Origin of the sequence: Peribacillus sp. FSL K6-5616 (assembly GCF_038008245.1) — a bacterium.
Lineage (GTDB): Bacteria > Bacillota > Bacilli > Bacillales > DSM-1321 > Peribacillus > Peribacillus frigoritolerans.
In genome coordinates this window covers 4,053,563-4,072,475 of sequence record NZ_JBBOYT010000001.1, presented here as the reverse complement: position 1 = coordinate 4,072,475, position 18,913 = coordinate 4,053,563, and the positions used below count along the sequence as shown (strand labels likewise).

Genomic DNA, 18,913 nt, shown 5'->3' with positions numbered 1-18,913 from the left:
ATATTGTTTAAATTCAGGAAGTACATTGCATCGATTTTGATTTTGGCTTTGCTATGTAGCTTGTTGCCTAGTTATACAGGTGCTTCAAGTGATAATACGAGTCAGACAATACAAAATGAAAAGGAAACAATCAATACTGACAATTTGGATGAAGTGGTGAAAGAAAGAACGGAAAGTTCAAAAACATTCACTGATGGAGAAGGAAACTTTGTTAAAGAGATTTATCCAGAAGAAATACATAACAAAGTAGACGGAAAGTACAAGACCATTTCCGAGGAGTTAGTGGAAAGCGATAATAAGGGCTACATAGAGACAGAAACAACAAACTTGGAATTTATGTTTCCTGAAAAATTAGGGCAAGATAAGCCTTTAATTTATCAATCTGGTGAACACAAGTTATCATTTGAGTTAACACATGCCTCTGATGGAGAGAAGCAAACTGAACCAACTTATACATCGGGTTCAGTAAAAGAAGATAATTCAATAACTCATAAATCTTTATACCCGAATATTGATTTACGGCATGTTGCCTTAAATAATGAGGTAAAAGAAGATTGGATTATGAATGAATATAATGGAATCAATGAATTTCACTATACCATTCAAACGGATTTATACGGTCAAGTTGAAAAGGACGGATCAATAGGATTCTATGAAAATGAATCTAAAGAGAAATCAGTTTTCACCTTACCAAAGCCTGTAATGGTGGATTCAAACTATAACGACACGTTAGGCGACGGTGTACGATCAACAGATATCCATTATGATTTAAATAAAAAGTCGGACGATAGTTATGAGTTAGTTTTAAATGCTAGTAAAGAATGGCTATCTTCGTCTAAGCGAGTCTTCCCTATTTATATTGACCCTTCTGTATCGATTGATGCATTGGGAGATACATTCGTGATGAGTGCCTATCCGAATAACAATTACAATAAAGAATGGGATCCATCACAAGGGGAATATGTATTAAAAACAGGATATTATGATAGCACTACAGGAACCAATTACCCATTTATTAAATTTAGTGTTATTGGGGATTTAAAGGGTGCAGCCATTGATTCTGCTGAATTAGCTGCCTACGTTACCCATTCTTATTATGTCGATACAAAAACGGATATATGGGTAGATGAGGTAAAAGCAAAATGGTATGTAGATGAATTAACTTGGAACAATAAGCCATCATCCACCAAAATAACGAGTACGTCTGTTGCTAGGGATCAGTGGGCTTATTTTGATGTTAAGAATACGATCCAGGCTTGGGTGAACGGTACAAGAGAAAACTATGGATTTAAATTCCATACGAACGGAAATGGCAAAACACATTGGAAAAAAATCACGGCAGCAGAAAGTGCGAAAAAAGCTAAATTGGTCATTAGTTACCACTATGAAAAGATGAAGAATCCTACAGTCAGTTCTTACTCTTATGGTGAGGGGAAGGCTGATGGATATATTGATGTTAAGTGGGGTTCCGTTCATGGAGCAAAGTCTTATGATTTGCAAATGTATGATGGTAAGAGTTATCAGACCATTTATTCTGGTACATCTACAAGTTGGTCATCAAAGGGAAAAAAGATTTTCCCTAAAGCTCCTTATTCAACAAGTACCACGTATAAAACGGATAGTACGGGTGTTGAATTACCGGTAGATCCAAGTGCTTTTTATAGCGCGAAAAGTGGAACGACAACTACGAAAAAAGATTACGGATTTCGTGTTATAGCAAAATTTGCAAATGGAAATAGCCCGGCTTCAACAGCGATTTACAAATCCATACCAGTTGTGCAAGTGGGAATTCCGGATATTCCAACAGTAAAACCATATGCGTACCCGGAAACAGATACAGTAAATAAAGGGCGTGGTTGGCTTGATATTTCCTGGAAACCAGTGACTAATGCAACGGGTTATAAAGTTCTTATTTGGAATGGTACAAAATATAAAGAATTTTCGGTAGGTAAAGTAACCAGTGTCAGTACAAAGGGGAAAAAGATCTGGCCTACGGATGCGGATTTGAAAAATGAGATTAAAGAACTTTATCCAGTCGAATTAGACAAATCGACAAGTATAGGTAAAGGAACAGAATTACCAATTGACCCTAGTATTACTTATGGAAATGGTTCAAATCGTTATAGTATTCGAGTCAAAGCAATTTCTGCAGCAGGGGATTCTGCTTCATCTGATGTTAACTATGGATACATTCCACTATATGCACCTAAAAATGCAAAGCTAACTAGTAATTTAGTGGATATGGTCAATAACAAAAGTAGTTTGACAGTGAAGTGGGATGCGACACCTTCAGCAAAATATTACGAGGTACAGATTTCAGATGATAAAACAAGTAAAATATATCAAGTAAAAGGCAATACGTCTTTCACATCAGAACCTATTTATGGTGTTTTATCAAATTATTCCGCAACGGTTAAAGCCTATTTTGTGGACGACGATAATGCTTCAGAAACAGAACAGGGTAAAGTTACAGGAAATCGTGGTTTAAGTCCTGCTTCGAATAAAGCAACCGCATCAGTTGATCCTAGAGAAGATTTAAACGGGTTAGAAGATTATTTCACTTATGAAGACCACTCATTTGGAAATGCAACAGCTTCCGTCAATGTAACGACGGGGAATATGGTCATGGAGTTCACGGATCAATCCCTATTCACTCAAGGACTCTTGGGGTTTGATTTTACCCGTTACTATAATTCACGGTCCACTCGTACTTCTGCGCTTGGGCAAGGGTGGACATTTGCAGGAAATGAAAATCTTGTAGAAGCAGATGCTACAAGCACAGAACCAGCAAAAGTCATCTATTATGATGAAGATGGAACCAAACATGAATTTAGCTATGATTCTAGCAATAAAAAATATATCTCTCCAAAAGGGAAATATTTAACACTAACAAAGGAAACGGTTAATGGTGCACAAGGATTTATCCTGAAAGAAAAAGATGGATTATCAAAAATCTTCGAGGGGAATTCGAGTAAAAATAGAGAATATCGATTATATGCCTACAAGGATAACAATCAAAATACAATCCGCTTTTTTTACACTCTAGATAAGTTATCCGAAATCTCTGAAGTCAATCAACAAGGCGATAAAATTCGGACTAGTATTCAATTAACCTATAACACTGATGGACTAATCAATAAAGTAGGATACGGAAGTAATTGGAAGGAAATTGGATATCAGAATAAGCAGTTGGCATCCATAGTAACGAAGGATTCGCGCACAACGGAAAGTATCACAGAAAGGCTTTCCTATAATTCACTAGGCCAACTAGCATCTTATGTAGATGGCAAGGGGAATGAAACCAAATATCTTTATGATGAAAATGAATTGAAAGTATTCGACAAACAAGAAAAAGATGCATCCATATCCGTCTCTACTACGTACCGTTATGATCAGGCAAAAAATGAATTTACGGTGACAGATACAGACGACAATGAGACGGTTTATAAACGAGATATGAAAAAAGGAACGTTTGCCGTTAGCGAAATCATGAATAGTGATGAAACAACGTCCAGCTTCCAATATGATGATCAATACAACGTATTACAATCTGTTGATGAAGAAGGACTAAACAGCACTAACAGCTATGATTCTAACGGGAATTTGAAAACCACCTCAGACCCTAACGGAACGACTTCGTATGAATATGATAGTAAAAACCGGGTAACCAAAACCACCGATCCAAAGGGCACTCTGACGATTAACACATACGAAGGGGAAAATCTGTCTAGCACGAAGATTGGTGAAGAAACAACAAAGTACGAATATGACTCATTTGGTAGGAAAACAAAAGTAATCTATCCGAATAAGACGTATTTGGAAACCAATTATGATGATCTAAAACAAAAGATAACGATAAAAGATCCTAAAGGACAGTACACAAGTACCTCTTATGACCAGTTCGGAAACATAAAGAGTAAAACAGATGCTGGAGAAAGAACTGTTTCTTACGAGTATCATCCACTACAGCCAAACGTGATTTCGGGAGTAACAGACGGAAAGGGAAAAACCACTAATTATAAATATGATAAAAATGGGAATATAACAAATCTTTCCGATGCTTTGGGCCGAAACAAAACCTACGAATATAATGATAATGATCAACTCAATAAAGCAACCTTTCCTGGTATGATCTTTACTTACGATTATAATTCAAATGGAAATATAGCCAATGAATTACAACCATCTGGAAATAAGTTGCATTATTCTTATGATGAAATGAATCAAGTAGAAAGTGTAACAGCTTCAACCCCATCTAAAGGTGAATTGTTACAGTCGATTCATACGTATACTGATGGAGGACAAGTAGAAAGTTTAACCTATAAGGACTTAGAATCTGATCAAACACTCCTTCAAAAGGACTTTACCTATTATGATACGGATCTACTGAAGTCATATAAACAAGGGAAATACAATATTGGATATACGTATGATGAGAATGAACGGCCACTTAATTCAACCATAAGTTATGCTCAAAATAACACACCATGGATGGTGGAACAATCCCTCAAATATACAGATGATGGTAAAAAAGATAGACGAACTGTTGGAGTAGGCGAACAAAATTGGATGATGGTTGATTACGATTATGATCTAGTGAATAATCAAAATAAAGTGACAGTCAATGACAATCTATTTCAGAGAACCAATACTTTTAATCAAAGTAACCTATTAGAAAGTATTGACTACACGCAAGGAAATGACACAAGTATAAGATATGATTATAAGTATGATGGTTCAGGTAACATCAAAGAAGAAAGAAGTGAACAAGGCGTTGTAAGTTTTACTTTTGATGAAAATAGCCAATTGACTCAAGAGGAACTACCAGATGGCACGATTAATAAATATAGCTACGATGAAGTAGGGAATCGCAAAGAAAGTACACACGGGGACAAAACTGATACCTTTACTTATAACGCAGGTAATCAGATTGAAACTAAAAATGGTAAAGGCTATCAGTATGACGATGATGGGAACTTGCTACAGGATGAAAAATTTAAATATGAGTACAATGCCCTTGGTTATCAAACAAGAGTCACTGATTTACAAGGGAATGAAGTGGCACGTTACGACTATGATGAAGCAGGATTACGGACGAAAAAAATTATCGGCAAAAAAACCCATGAATATTATTACGATGGAAATCAATTGACATTAGAAGTTCTATGGAATGGTGAATCTATCGAACAGTATCGTAATTATCAGTGGGAAGGATATACTCCTATAGGTATGATTATTCGTGAAAAAGATGAAAGTGGTAACTGGAAGGAACAAGTGTATCACTATTGGACAAATCATCGCGGCGATGTTGTATCTATACGTGATAACAAAGGAAAAGAAGTAGGTTCTTATACGTACGATACCTACGGAAATGTATTAACGGAAGACGGCGGACTGGCTCAAGTTAACCCAATTCGTTATGCGGGATATTATTACGATGTAGAAACAAAAAATTACTATCTTCAAGCACGTTATTATAATCCAGAGAACGGTAGCTTCCTAGCTTTAGATCCGCAACCTGGTGACGAGGATGACCCAATTTCACAGAATGGGTATACGTATGCTGATAATAATCCGGTGAATTATATAGATCCAGATGGTAATGATGCTATGTGGATTACCGCATCAAATGGAGCAAGTGGTTTTGGACATACATCATTAGTTCTTTATGGAAAAGGGAATCAAGGGAAAGGATGGTATTATTTTTATTTTGGTAATGATGGTAATATTGCTTTGTCTAAACCAAAGGTGGTAGTTAAATTTATGAAGAAAAGTAAACCTTCTCTGAAGTATATTTCGGACCATGACGGTTATAAATATAAGTTTGATAAATCTGTATATATTAAAGGGAGTTTCCAAAAATCTTTAGATTATGCATATTATGTTAAAAGCCATAAAACATATTATAGTGTGGGACTTAGAAATTGTTTAATGTTATCGGGGAAAGTTTTAAACAAGTCAATAAGTTGGAAAAATAAATGGAAAGTAGACAACGCGGTTGCTCTTAAAACTCCAAATATGGCCCATAAGGCAATGGCCCGTTATTTTTAATGAGAGGGTAGGTAAAATGAAAAAATACTTCGTTGTTTTAGTGCTGATAGTTTTAGTAATGGGTTGTGAAAATGAACAAACGAAAGGATTGGAAGCGCCTGAAATGCCTAATGTAACCGGGAATTCATATAGTAATATGATCAATCACGGATTTGTCGCTAAGCAGGACAACCTTTTAATTTATATGAAATTTAATGATTCCACTATTCCTTTTAGCAATAATGCCATTATGGCAAAAAAAGAAGATGGGAGAAATGAGGTAAAACTCACTTCAAAAGGCTTTGGTGATATAAATGTAATCAAGGAATGGGTTTATTATACAGTAATGCCTTTTTCAGATGTACCGATGTTATATCGAGTAAAATTGGATGGATCGGAAAGAGAAAAATTAGTCAAAGGTGCTGACTATGTTCAAGTAAAAAATGATCAGGTTTACTATTATGATTCGATTAAGAATGGTATTTATAAAATGAACTTGGACGGGACGGATAAGGTTCAAATATATTCACCAAAATCGGAAGTTACAATGAATTTCTACGTTGATCGTGAACAGATTTACTTTTATAAACCTATAGATGAAGATAGTGATGAAGGAAAACTATATTCGATGTCACTAAACGGAGAAAATATAAAGAAATTAAATGATACAGTTTCGTATACTCAGATTATTGATGATGCAGATGAGCATTTTCTCTATTATACAGATACAGAAGAGCACTTGTATAAAGTCGATAAACAAAATGGTAAGGAAATAAAAATAACCGATCAGAAGTTTTCATCCTTAATCGTTGATGAAAATTGGATTTATTACTTGAATCCAAGTGATAAGTACCATATCTATAAGATGAAAAAAAATGGCGAACAAAATCAATTAGTACTAGATAAAGAAGTATCAGATATAAATATGCTGGATAATTTGATCTACTACAAAATAGATGGTCAAGAAGACATCTTCCGAGTTAAAACAGATGGGACAGGAAATACATTATTTTCAAAGCGTAAATAAAGCGCCTGTCACTACTCTATCTTTGTAAAATACTAATAGATTTGAAGAAAGCTTTGTGGAAGGGGATTTTCTACAGAGCTTTTCTTTTTTTGAGGAAGACAGTTTCTACCTGTGGAGGGATCAAATATATAATAATAAGAAAAACACCCCTTTTTTCGTAAATGATGTAATGATAGATGAAATTTTTTATGAACATATTCTTTATCGCATCGTCATATTTGTTGGGGTATATGCATTATTTGCTATTTTTAAGCTTGATGATACCCCCGTTCCTATAAGAGATGCTATGCATATGATTTTAATCTATTATTTTGCAATTAGTGTGTATAATGCTTTGCCTACCATAAAATCTAACCGTAATAAAAAAGGCAGCCAATAAAAAGAGTACTCAATGGAATTTACATATTTTTGCATGAATTCCGAAACCATTTATCCACGTTATCCGTATATGTAAGTATGAACGGTGCCGGGAAGCTCCGGTATTTATAAGCATTTATCATTTTAATAAATTTGGGAGATGAAGGATCATGAGCGAAAAGGGTTGTATGAAATGCGGAAGCAATGATGCTGCTAAGAAGGATGTAGCCATGACAGGAACTGGCTTGTCAAAAATGTTCGATGTCCAGAATAATCAATTTACGGTTGTGTATTGCAAGCAGTGCGGTTAATTCGGAGTTTTATAATAGGCAATCATCTGCAGGCAGTAATCTGCTGGATCTATTCTTGGGATGATCATTGGCACGACAAGAATCCCCTTTTACATGAAAAGGGGATTCTTGTTTTTTTCATACTGCCCATTACCCGATGAAGTGATCTTGAACGACTTTTGTAAATTCCTTGGCGACGGGTGATAGGTGTTTAGCTGATTTCATGACCAATCCGATCTCCCGTGAAAGTTCCGGGTTCAAGGGCAGGCTTTTGATGCGTTCGGGTTTTTCCGGTAAGGCCAGTTCTGGCATAATCGTGATGCCTAATTTTCCTGCTACCATTGAGAGCACCGTTTGATTGTCTTTAATGTCATATGAAATTTTTGGTTTTATCTTGGCTTCCAGGAATCTATCTTCTATGAGTGTTTCACAGCCAGATCTCAGCATGATGAATGGTTGATCAACGAAGTCTTCCAGGTTCAATGAGGTTTTCCCTGAAAGCGGATGGCCTTCGTATACGACAGCTGATAGAGGATCTGTTAGCAGAGGGATGAATTCCACGTTCTTTACTGGTTTTGCTGCAAAGCCGATGTCCACTGTTCCTTCTTCGATCCATGTTAAGATTTCCTCATATCCACCTTCATGAATCAGCAAATCGGTATTAGGGTACTTTTCTTTAAAGATAGAGAATAGCCTTGGTATGTATCTGGCAGTGAAGCTTGGAAAACTGCCAATCGTTATTTTACCGATTTCCATTCCATTCACAGCTGCAATCTTTTGTTCGATATGTGCAAGGTTGGCAGCAATGGCCCGCATATGTGGAATGACTTGTTCTCCCGCAGTCGTGAGTGCTATTCCTTTTCGGTCACGCTTCAGTAAAGTCACACCAAGTTCTGTTTCAAGTGCTGTAATGTTATGGCTCACGCCTGATTGAGTCAGTCCGATCCGGTCTCCCGCTTTCGTAAAACTTCCGTGTTCAACAACATGTAAAAAGACTTCCACTTGAAAAAAATTCAAATGCCCCACACCCTTCTTCTATGAATTATACATGAGAAACTCTAATCCAAGTAATGAAAAACATTCATTTTACTTATGATGTGGTCGAGAATACAATAAAATTACAAATTAAAATACGAATGGGTGATGGAAAATGATGAAACGGAAATACGGGCAAATGTTTTCACCGTACACGCTTTCTAATGGAACGGTTCTTAAAAACAGGATTGTAGTTGCGCCGATGACCACTTATTCAGGTCAAGAGGATGGCTTGGTTTCTGACGAGGAATTAGCCTACTATAAAAGAAGGGCAGATGGACCTGCCATGTTCATTACTGCCGCTGCCGCCATTTCCCCTGTTGCGACAAGCTTTCCCCGGCAAATGAAAGTATATGATGAACAGAGCATCGCTGGACTCACTGAGCTTTCAAAAACAATCAAATCCAAAGGTGCAAAAGCCATTCTCCAGCTTCATCATGGCGGAAGCGAGAGCCTTCCAAGCTGTACAGGCGGAGAAAAAATGGTTAGTCCGAGCGGAATCATTGCAAGCGTTTATAAAGGAATGGGCGAAGAGTACATTCCAAGGTCAATGAGCCACACTGAAATTCTATCCACTATTCAAGACTTTGGAAGAGCCACCCGCCATGCCATTCGTTCAGGATTCGACGGTGTGGAAATCCATGGAGCGAATGGCTATCTCCTGCAGCAGTTTTTCTCACCCCACTCCAACAGACGGAGAGATCATTGGGGAGGGATTTTGAAGAATAGAATGCATTTTCCACTTGCCGTCATCGCGGAGGTGAAGCGGATCCGTGATCTTTATGCAGACAAGGAATTCGTTATTGGGTATCGCTTCTCCCCCGAAGAACCGGAAGAAGGCGGATTGAAAATGGATGATACAGCGGCATGGGTAGATGAATTGGCAACTCAGGGGCTTTCCTATTTACATCTTTCTGTTAAAAATGTCTGGTCCATGCCTAGAAGCGGATTGAACAGGGAATTGACAAGGACCGAAATTCTCCGCGATGTCATCGCTGGCAGGACCAGTTTCGTATCACTTGGATCGATCCATACTCCAGAGGAAGCAAATGCTGTGCTTGAGAAAAATATACCGCTTTTCGCATTGGGAAGGGAATTGCTGATGGAACCGGACTGGGCCGCCAAAATAATGGAAGGCAGGGAAGACGAGATCAAGACGACCTTACCGCGCGATAGCAGGTGTACATTAAGTATTCCGGATCAAATGTGGGCGAATATCATTACTCGTGACGGCATGCCCGAGAAATGATAGTATGAATGTAAAAATTGGAAATTTCATGAGGGGAAATTAAATGAATAAAATAGCACTTCTTCAACTGTCTCTAGCCATGACAATCTTTGGTTCTGTCGGTTTCTTTTCGGAACTATCGGGACTTCCTGCATTGGAATTGGTTTTTGTTCGCTGCATTTGTGCTGCCGTATTCTTATGTGCAGCCTGGATGATTACCGGACATTTCAAGAACGAAATATGGAATGGCAGGGAGGTAATGCTGATCATTTTCTGCGCGGTGGCCAACTTGTTAAACTGGATATTCCTCTTTAAATCTTTTGAGCTGATATCGGTGACAATCGCCATTTCGCTTTATCATTTAGCGCCGATCCTTGTACTCATTATAGGGAGCCTCATTTTTAGGGAGAAAATGAATGTATTCTCCATCTTGGCCATTTCCCTTTGCTTCATTGGCACATTACTCATTATGGGAACAGATGGATTTCGATCATCTTCTCCTGAATGGGAGGGCATTGTGTATGGAATCATTGCTGCCTTCTTCTATGCGGCAACCATGCTTTTAGGAAAGAGCATTACAAAGACGAGTGTATATGCGACCACATTTCTGCAAATGTTCATTGGATTTCTATTACTGATTCCTTTTGTCGATTATTCCGTATATACAACGTTAAAATCTTCCGAATGGTTTTATACGGTGCTTACCGGCATCATCCATACAGGCGTCGTGTATTTGCTGTTTTTTAATAGTATTCGCCATTTGCCTACAAATGTAGTATCTTTCATGATTTTTGTCGATCCGGCAGTTGCCATCCTTTTGGATATTCTGCTTTCAGGATTTAAACCGGACGGTATTCAAATTCTGGGTATTTCCTTGATATTTATTGGGGTGGTCTATTCACTTAAGACGACTGGACCCACTGAAAATGATGTCATGCAGAAAAGGCCGCACACAATGTGAGGCCTTTTCCCTTTATGCATGTACCTATTGATTAAAATGATAGACATCCCAAATGTCAGGGGTTTCTGATCCAATGTACCAAGCAGCTGCACCGCCTAGATGATTTTGTTTAACCAGGTCAATACGGAGCTTCATCGATTTCTTATCTTCTATCCAAATTTGATGCTTTTTCCCTTTGGAAGTGTACACCACGTAATTTTGTTGCGTCTGTTTATCCCATACCTTTTTAAGTTTTTGAGTTGAAATGATTTTGTTGACCTCAGCCATGGTACGGTCATGACTTTTCACTTTTTTGGTCGACAAATCGGTTTCCCATTCTCTCGTATAAAATGGTACAGCCAATATGATCTTGTGAGCTGGTACTTCTTTCATTAAAAGCTTGGTTCCTTCTTTGATCCAAGGTAACGAGGAAACGGACCCGGCTACCGGGCTCCCTCCCCAATGCTCGTCATAACCCATTATGATTATATGGTCCGCTATTTTGCCAAGTGCTTTCCTATCTAGGCTTTTTGACCAATAAGGGTCTTCGTTTTCTCGGGTGACATCCACAGACACTTTAATTCCATGCGGTTTTAGTGCCTTTTTTAGTTCGCCGATGAAAAGTACAAAGTCCTTCTTATTTTTTGGGTCGATGTTTTCGAAATCCACATTTATTCCATCACTTTTCGTTTTAACAAGTGAATCGCGTAAAGCTGAAACTAATTTTTGGCGCTTTTTTGTATTGCCTAGTACAGAACCAGTTAATACAGGGTCAAATTTATTCCCGATAAGCTGCCAAACTTGTTTTCCTTGTTTATGGGCAGCTTGGATGTATTTTGTATCTACAGAAACGGAAACGTAATTACCGGTATCCGTCAGCGTATAAGAACGGGGAGATACTACATTCAAATTGGGGTGTTTAAGTTGCTGGGTATAGCTTTCTTTCGATCCATTATGCTTCCAGCCCATGACGATACGATTTTGCGTCTTTTTTTGAAGCTGGGATTTCTTTATCCAGCCCTTTTTTCCGCCAAGCAATTGAACCTGGTAGTAATAATCCGGAACCTTCAATTTTTGGCCCACTTTAAGGGTAACCGTGTGTAAGTTATTTAATTTCGTCAAATCACTTGTTGTTACCTTGTATTTATTAGAGATCTTCCACAATGTATCGCCCGATACAACCTTATGGATCTTATATTTCTGGGGGATCTTCAGGTTTTGGCCAACAGTTATTTCGGAAGAGGTTAATTTATTTACTTTTTGCAGCTCACTTACTGAAACACCATATTGATTTGCTATTTTCCATAGTGTGTTTCCAGACTTCACTTTATGAATGACGGGCCCCGCGGAATCCCCAACGGAAGTAGAAATGATGGGAAACTCTTCTCCCTTCTTTAAGGTCTTTAATAGAGTGGAACCTAATTTAGGAGAACTAAAAACTTTTGTATTGTCCAATTTAACAGAACCTATGGATTGGGTTTTACTTGATGAATGACCACTGGTTGGAAAGAGACACATACAAAGAAGGCTTAACATAATAAAACATCCAAAGAATTTTTTCACAATGATTTTATTCCCCTTTGTAAAATTTAACTTTACTAGTTTACTATGGAGAATAGCCATATAAATAGAGGTACATTGTGGAAAGGCATTACTAACCTTCGTGTGGGACGAATTATTCCGTATGAAGGGCAATTGATTTGTAAATAGAAGGGGAGAGTTTATATGTCAAATTTTTCATTACAGTTTTATGATTTCAACATTTGGGCAAATAATCAGATTTTCAACCGTTTAAAAGAGCTTCCAAAGGATGTTTACCATCAGGAAGTTCAAAGTGTGTTTTCATCGATATCGAGTGTGATGGCCCATGTGTATCTTTCCGATCTGGGGTGGGCGGAGGTTTTTTCCGGTAAAAGCATGAAACATGCATTGGAGCTGGCTGAACAACTGAAGGAACAAATGGAGTCAAAGGAATTAGAGGAAATGGAGGCCATGTTTATTGAGTTGTCCGAGCGGTACAAATCGCTGCTTGGCCAAAAAGAAAATATACATAAACCTCTTATAATTGAGAATCCAGCTGGAGGACAAATGAAAACAAGTGCAGCCGAATTGGTACCGCATGTCGTGAATCATGGAACCTATCATCGCGGCAATATCACGGCCATGTTGCGCCAAATGGGGTATGCCTCAACTTCGACGGATTATGGTCTTTATTTATTTTTAAAAGGGGAGTAACGGGCCTTCATTTGCTTACTGATGGGACTGTAAGCATTGACAGTCCTGTTCTTAAAGTAAGGCCGCCTGTTATTTTGAAGATAACGAAATCCTATATATGTGTACAGGTTAACCGGTTCTTCCTGGTTGGCCTTTTTTACGTTTGTCACTGGAAATGACTTGTACATGACATTTGTCATCTTCTAGTCATGACACCTGGTACTAATAAAATCAGGTTGGATTCTTTATACTATGGATAACGACAAATAAAAGGAAGTGCAATTGAAATATGAGCTTGCAAAATACGAAATCCCTGAGAAAACAAATTGCTCCTTTTGAACAATCAACGACAAAGCAAAGTATATGGCAGATCATCAATACCCTGGGGCCGTTCATCATTCTATGGTACCTAGCATATATAAGTCTTTCCGTTTCTTATTGGTTAGCCTTAATCCCAGCTGTGTTTGCTGCAGGATTCTTGACGAGAATATTCATCATTTTTCATGATTGTACGCATCATTCATTTTTCAAAGACCGCCGTGCGAATAGAATAGTCGGTACGATCATGGGTGTTTTGACTTTATTCCCGTTTGATCAATGGGGACATGAGCATTCTGTGCATCACGCAACAAGCGGTAATTTGGATAAGCGGGGTACAGGTGATATTTGGACCCTTACGGTAGATGAGTATTTGGCTGCACCGTTTAAACTTCGTTTTGCTTATCGTTTTTATCGTAATCCATTGGTCATGTTTGGTTTGGGGCCGATTTATGTTTTCCTTCTTAAAAATAGATTTAACCGTAAAGGCGCTAGAAAGAAGGAAAAAAATAATACGTATTTGACGAATGTATTAATCGTCGTTTTTGCGGCATTGCTTTGCCTGGCAGTCGGCTGGCAGTCGTTCCTTCTGGTACAAGGTTCCATTTTCATGATTTCTGGTTCAATCGGCATTTGGCTGTTTTACGTCCAGCACACATTCGAGGACTCTTATTTTGAAGAAAATGAAGAGTGGGAATATGTATTGGCAGCAGTGGAGGGAAGTTCTTTTTATAAGCTTCCAAAACTGATGCAGTTCCTTACTGGTAATATCGGTTACCATCATGTTCATCATTTAAGTCCAAGGGTGCCTAACTATAAATTGGAAATGGCACATAATAATACGCAGCCTTTAGAGAACGTTCCGACGATCACTCTTGCAACAAGCTTGCGCTCACTCCGTTTCCGTTTATGGGATGAGGAATCCAAGAATTTCGTCAGTTTCAAGGACATAAAGTATTTAACGAAAAAAAGTGTTCCCACTCAAGTGAAATCTGAACTGTAACGTTCATGTATCATTCCAGACTCCCTTAATAATCCTCGGATTTGGGGAGTCTTTGCTTCATATAAGGAACTCGATAAAGGAGAGAACTTAAAAATGATTCGAATTGTCATTGCAGAGAATCAGCAAATGCTGTTAGAGGCAATAAGTTCTCTACTCAATCTTGAAGAAGATATAGAAATTGTCGGGCAAGCCAGTAATGGAGAAGAAGCGATGGCTCTTGTAAACCAATTACGGCCTGATGTGTGTATCATGGATATGGAGATGCCTGTAATGAGCGGACTTGAGGCAGCAGAAGCATTAAGGTCATTTGAATGCAAAGTGGTCATTTTAACGACATTTCGAAGGACTGGTTATTTTCAACTCGCATTAAAGGCTGATGTAAGTGGTTATTTATTGAAGGATAACCCGGGTGAAGAGTTAGCCTGCTCGATTCGCTGCATAATGGATGGCAAGCGAATATACTCCCCAGAGCTTATTGATGGGCCTTCCAGCCATAATGGCCGGGAAATGGGAGTGTTAGGGCTGTTAGCCGATGGTCCATCCAATATTGAGCCGTCCAATCAAAGCGGCACAATTGGGACAGTAAGAAAATATTTTTCGAACATCAAGGATAAAATGAAGTTACCGGCTGGTTAGGATTTGTTTCTTAAATTCTGTTGACACGTTTTTTTAAATTGTGTACGATGGATTAAATTATAATATTGAAAATTCTGTGATGAAGAGAGTAGTTCATTTTGAAATGGAAAGCGAGTTAGGGATGGTGGGAGCCTAATGCAGGTCGGATGAATGAAGCGCACTTTGGAGAAATTTCTTGAAACGTTCAGTAGGGAATATCGGGGAGTCACCTCGTTAACAATGGAAAGTGGCCGCAATTTGTGGCAACTAGAGTGGTACCACGGGAATTCATGCTCTCGTCTCTTATTTAGAGGCGGGGGCTTTTTTGTTTAGGAGGGAAAATGTCGATGAATAAACCAATTGCAGAATTGATTTCAACTGCTTTGAACAATGAAATGCCAGCAAGTGAAATAGAAAAATTAATGGAAAAGCCGAAAATGATGGAGTTAGGTGATGTCGCCTTTCCGTGCTTTACTCTTGCGAAAAAATTCAAAAAATCGCCTCAGGTGATTGCGTCGGAAATAGCCCAACAATTAAACAGTACGTTGATTCAAGAAGTGAACGTAGTGGGAGGTTATCTGAATATCTTCGTCAATCAACAGATGGTGACGGAAAATGTGCTGCAAACGATATTAAGGGAAAAGGATCAGTATGGTTCGATGCAGACTGGAAAGGGAAATGTCGTGATTGATTATTCCTCCCCGAATATTGCCAAGCCTTTTTCCATGGGGCACTTACGCTCTACGGTCATAGGGAATGCACTGGCCAACATTGCCGAAAAAAATGGCTACAATGCCGTGCGTATCAATCATTTAGGAGATTGGGGCACGCAATTCGGTAAGTTGATTGTCGCGTATAAGCTGTGGGGGGACAAAGAGGCAATCGAAGCTTCGCCGATTGGGGAATTATTGAAAATCTATGTGAAGTTCCATGAAAGGGCAGAAACCGATGAATCATTGAATGAACAAGCACGCGTAAGCTTCAAGTCGCTTGAAGACGGGGACGAGGAAGCACTGGCATTGTGGAAATGGTTCAGGGATGCGTCTTTAAAAGAATTCGAGACGATTTATGATTTATTGGGCATCCGTTTTGATTCCTATGCCGGCGAAGCATTTTACAATGATAAAATGGATGCGGTTGTCGGGGAACTAAAAGAAAAAGGCCTGCTTGCCCTTTCAGATGGTGCCTATGTCGTGCAATTGGAAGATATGCCGCCGTGTTTGATTACGAAAACGGATGGTGCGACACTTTATGCCACACGTGATTTAGCTGCAGCCATGTATCGTAAAAAACAGTATGAGGCAAAGAAAACATTTTATGTGGTCGGAAACGAACAATCCCTGCACTTTATACAACTCTTTAACGTCATTGAAAAAATGGGGTATGAGTGGTCAAAAGACTTACAGCACGTAGCATTTGGCATGATGCTAAAAGACGGTAAGAAAATGTCGACCCGTAAAGGGAAAGTCGTGCTGCTTGCGGATGTATTGGCAGAGGCGATCGAAACTGCGAAGCGCAATATTGAAGAAAAAAATCAAGCGCTTGAACAGAAAGAACTGGTTGCAAGACAAGTCGGTGTCGGAGCGGTAATCTTTAATGATTTAAAAAATAACCGTATGAACGATATTGATTTTTCATTAGAGCAAATGATGAACTTTGAGGGAGAAACAGGTCCATATGTACAGTACACATATGCGCGAATTTCCTCCTTGCTTGAAAAAGGTGATTTTAAAGAGCAGGCCATCCAATATGATGCTTTAGGCGAATATGCGTGGCCAGTCATCCAGCTGCTGGAGCAATACCCGATCATTGTCCAAAAATCATTTGAACAAGCCGATCCATCACAAATCGCGAAATTCAGCTTGCATGTATCGCGTGCATTCAATAAGTATTATGCACATTCAAAAATCCTAGTGGAAGATGAATGGAAACAAATGAAGCTCTCATTCGCTTTTTCCGTTGCGATCGTATTAAAGGATGCGCTAAGTTTATTGGGAATTTCAGCGCCGAATAAAATGTAATGCATGTCTAAAAGGAGCCATTTTGATCTTTTCAAAATGGCTCCATAATTTATCAGATAAATCCTGGCATGAACGTAAGCTCTTTTATTTTAGAAGAAAGGTATCTGTCATGGGCTGTCCTTTTTTCTCCCATGTAATATGCAACTTGTACACATGCTCTTTTTTTGGAGGATCTCCCAAATAAAAATCCGTTGATAATGGATTTAATTTTGTAATAGAGCCATCTTCACTTTTTCCTTCTGTAAATCCCTTATGTTCCACTAATGTTTTTCCATTATCAGTAAAGCTTACTTCTTTTATCTTGACCTTGCCACCAGACTTTTGTTGAACATGTCCAATCCATCCGCCAACTGTTTCATCAGAGTTTTTTTTATAATTTGCTTTCCACATACCATTATCAGATGTGCCCCCAATTGCAATACTGGAATAATACATATAACCTCCGATAGCAACACCCATACATATAGCTACAACAAGTAACCATTTTGAATATTTATTTTTCATCAAAAAAAGCCTTCCCCTCTCTGTAACTGTTTATATTATACAATTTTGTTAATGTATTTTAATATGGGGAAATGAAGGAGGCGGGCTGTCAGCTTGGTATTTGAAGTTGGCGTCGATCCATGGGCTATCCATTTTCAGCGGAGAAAAAGAATTTGAATAAAATGGATTGACATTCATTGGTAATGTGTTAATATTTATAAAAATGGAACCGGTTCCAAAATTCGCGAATGGATGAATGTAATGGTTAAACAAGAAAACGCAAAGGTTACAATTTACGATGTTGCTAGAGAAGCAGGTGTTTCAAAGACCTCTGTTTCCCGGTATTTAGGGGGGAGATTTGATGAACTCTCTGACAAAACCCGTAAGAAAATCGAGCTGGCGATCAACAAAATGGAGTACCGCCCAAACACGATGGCAAGAGGGCTCAAAAGCAATAAGAGTTATTTGATTGGAATCATCGTGGCGGACATCAACAATCCATATACGACGGCCATCCTTCGGGGGGCTGAGGATATATGCAGCCAGAATGGATATAATCTGATGATTTGCAATTCGGATAATAACCCCGAGAAGGAAAGAGGCTATTTTGATATGCTTTTATCCCATCGCATCGACGGGCTTATTATTCATACGACTGGCGGTAATCACGATATGCTAAAACAGATGCAAGAGCAAAAGACCCCGGTCATCCTTTTGGATCGGAAGGTGCCGGATCTTGAAATCGATACGGTAGGATTGGATAATTTTCAGGCTACTTCACAAGCTGTCAATTATTTGGTTGGCCAAAATTATGAACGAATTGCATTTTTCAGTGAACCTGCCAGCAATGTCAGTACTAGGCATGAGCGGCGGCTATCCTTTCAGCAAACGTTGATGAGCCACAGTCATCCGAGTTCAGAAGATGTTTATGAGGTCAATGTCGATGATTTAAAAGATGTCGAGTCCAAGCTCCAGCATTTTTTAGATGACTCAAAAGGTGTATCAAGAGCTATATTGACGGCAAATAGTGTCGTGCTATTAAAATTAATTTTACTTTTACAAGAAAAGAAACTGTCGGTCCCGGAAGATTTAGCAATGATGGGATTTGATAATCCGGATTGGAGCACCATTGTTTATTCGGGCATTACAACGATTGAACAGCCCACATACCAAATCGGGGTCGCTGCTATGGAAATGATCCTGCGGCGCATTGATGGACAGGCTTCCCCAGCGCAGACAATGGCGTATCAAGCGAAATTGAATATAAGGGAAACGACTCCATTTATAAAAAAATCATAAGTCTTCTAAACTTGAAGACTTTATTAACTCCCAAAATGGTACCGATACCATTT

13 protein-coding genes, 1 pseudogene and 1 other annotated feature are annotated in these 18,913 nt (G+C 38.6%); of the genes and pseudogenes, 11 read left to right on the top strand and 3 right to left on the bottom strand.

Annotated features, from left to right (window positions below):
• Window positions 1–3 precede the first annotated feature (3 nt).
• The 4 genes and pseudogenes from MHB45_RS19680 (at window position 4) to MHB45_RS19665 (ending at window position 7,789) form a co-directional block, all read left to right on the top strand.
• On the top strand, window positions 4–6,051 hold the full coding sequence (locus MHB45_RS19680) for a DNRLRE domain-containing protein (RefSeq protein WP_340908050.1): 6,048 nt from the start codon (window positions 4–6) through the stop codon (window positions 6,049–6,051).
• A gap of 16 nt (window positions 6,052–6,067) precedes the next feature.
• Window positions 6,068–7,057 carry a DUF5050 domain-containing protein gene (locus tag MHB45_RS19675; RefSeq protein ID WP_340908049.1) on the top strand — a complete coding sequence of 330 codons (990 nt, stop codon included), beginning with the start codon at window positions 6,068–6,070 and terminating at the stop codon, window positions 7,055–7,057.
• A 55-nt stretch (window positions 7,058–7,112) separates the two neighbouring features.
• Entirely contained in the window at window positions 7,113–7,436 is a 324-nt protein-coding gene (locus MHB45_RS19670) for a hypothetical protein (RefSeq protein ID WP_048683944.1), read from the top strand.
• 148 nt (window positions 7,437–7,584) lie between these two features.
• Window positions 7,585–7,789, top strand: a pseudogene (locus tag MHB45_RS19665) (zinc ribbon domain-containing protein).
• Window positions 7,790–7,854: 65 nt separating this feature from the next.
• Here the strand turns inward: MHB45_RS19665 and MHB45_RS19660 are convergent.
• Window positions 7,855–8,721, bottom strand: a complete 867-nt coding sequence (locus MHB45_RS19660) for a LysR family transcriptional regulator (RefSeq protein ID WP_161922194.1) — start codon at window positions 8,719–8,721, stop codon at window positions 7,855–7,857.
• Window positions 8,722–8,854: 133 nt separating this feature from the next.
• On the opposite strand from MHB45_RS19660, the gene MHB45_RS19655 reads away from it, so the two are divergent.
• Together MHB45_RS19655 and MHB45_RS19650 are read left to right on the top strand one after the other, a co-directional pair.
• Complete coding sequence (locus MHB45_RS19655; protein WP_202186883.1) at window positions 8,855–9,988, top strand: NADH-dependent flavin oxidoreductase; 1,134 nt, start codon at window positions 8,855–8,857, stop codon at window positions 9,986–9,988.
• 43 nt (window positions 9,989–10,031) lie between these two features.
• A complete protein-coding gene (locus MHB45_RS19650) occupies window positions 10,032–10,928 on the top strand; it encodes a DMT family transporter (RefSeq protein ID WP_048683956.1) in 897 nt (298 codons plus the stop codon).
• Between the two features lie 24 nt (window positions 10,929–10,952).
• Here the strand turns inward: MHB45_RS19650 and MHB45_RS19645 are convergent, their stop codons facing one another.
• Window positions 10,953–12,362 carry a LysM peptidoglycan-binding domain-containing protein gene (locus MHB45_RS19645; RefSeq protein ID WP_237766624.1) on the bottom strand — a complete coding sequence of 470 codons (1,410 nt, stop codon included), beginning with the start codon at window positions 12,360–12,362 and terminating at the stop codon, window positions 10,953–10,955.
• 270 nt (window positions 12,363–12,632) lie between these two features.
• On the opposite strand from MHB45_RS19645, the gene MHB45_RS19640 reads away from it, so the two are divergent.
• The 4 genes from MHB45_RS19640 to argS all read left to right on the top strand — a co-directional run bounded on the left by MHB45_RS19640 (window position 12,633) and on the right by argS (window position 17,078).
• A complete protein-coding gene (locus MHB45_RS19640; protein ID WP_048683959.1) occupies window positions 12,633–13,142 on the top strand; it encodes a DinB family protein in 510 nt (169 codons plus the stop codon).
• 268 nt (window positions 13,143–13,410) lie between these two features.
• Window positions 13,411–14,442 (top strand): fatty acid desaturase, encoded by a 1,032-nt coding sequence (locus MHB45_RS19635; protein ID WP_161922195.1) that lies wholly within the window; start codon window positions 13,411–13,413, stop codon window positions 14,440–14,442.
• A gap of 93 nt (window positions 14,443–14,535) precedes the next feature.
• A complete protein-coding gene (locus MHB45_RS19630; RefSeq protein WP_048683965.1) occupies window positions 14,536–15,078 on the top strand; it encodes a response regulator transcription factor in 543 nt (180 codons plus the stop codon).
• Between the two features lie 67 nt (window positions 15,079–15,145).
• Window positions 15,146–15,364 (top strand) — a binding site (T-box leader).
• 40 nt (window positions 15,365–15,404) lie between these two features.
• Window positions 15,405–17,078 carry an arginine--tRNA ligase gene (gene argS, locus MHB45_RS19625; protein WP_340908048.1) on the top strand — a complete coding sequence of 558 codons (1,674 nt, stop codon included), beginning with the start codon at window positions 15,405–15,407 and terminating at the stop codon, window positions 17,076–17,078.
• An 84-nt stretch (window positions 17,079–17,162) separates the two neighbouring features.
• On the opposite strand, the gene MHB45_RS19620 is transcribed toward argS, so the two are convergent.
• Window positions 17,163–17,585 carry a DUF4179 domain-containing protein gene (locus tag MHB45_RS19620; protein WP_202186886.1) on the bottom strand — a complete coding sequence of 141 codons (423 nt, stop codon included), beginning with the start codon at window positions 17,583–17,585 and terminating at the stop codon, window positions 17,163–17,165.
• A 237-nt stretch (window positions 17,586–17,822) separates the two neighbouring features.
• Between MHB45_RS19620 and MHB45_RS19615 the strand changes: the two genes are divergently transcribed.
• On the top strand, window positions 17,823–18,860 hold the full coding sequence (locus MHB45_RS19615) for a LacI family DNA-binding transcriptional regulator (protein ID WP_048683973.1): 1,038 nt from the start codon (window positions 17,823–17,825) through the stop codon (window positions 18,858–18,860).
• The last annotated feature ends 53 nt before the right edge of the window (window positions 18,861–18,913 follow it).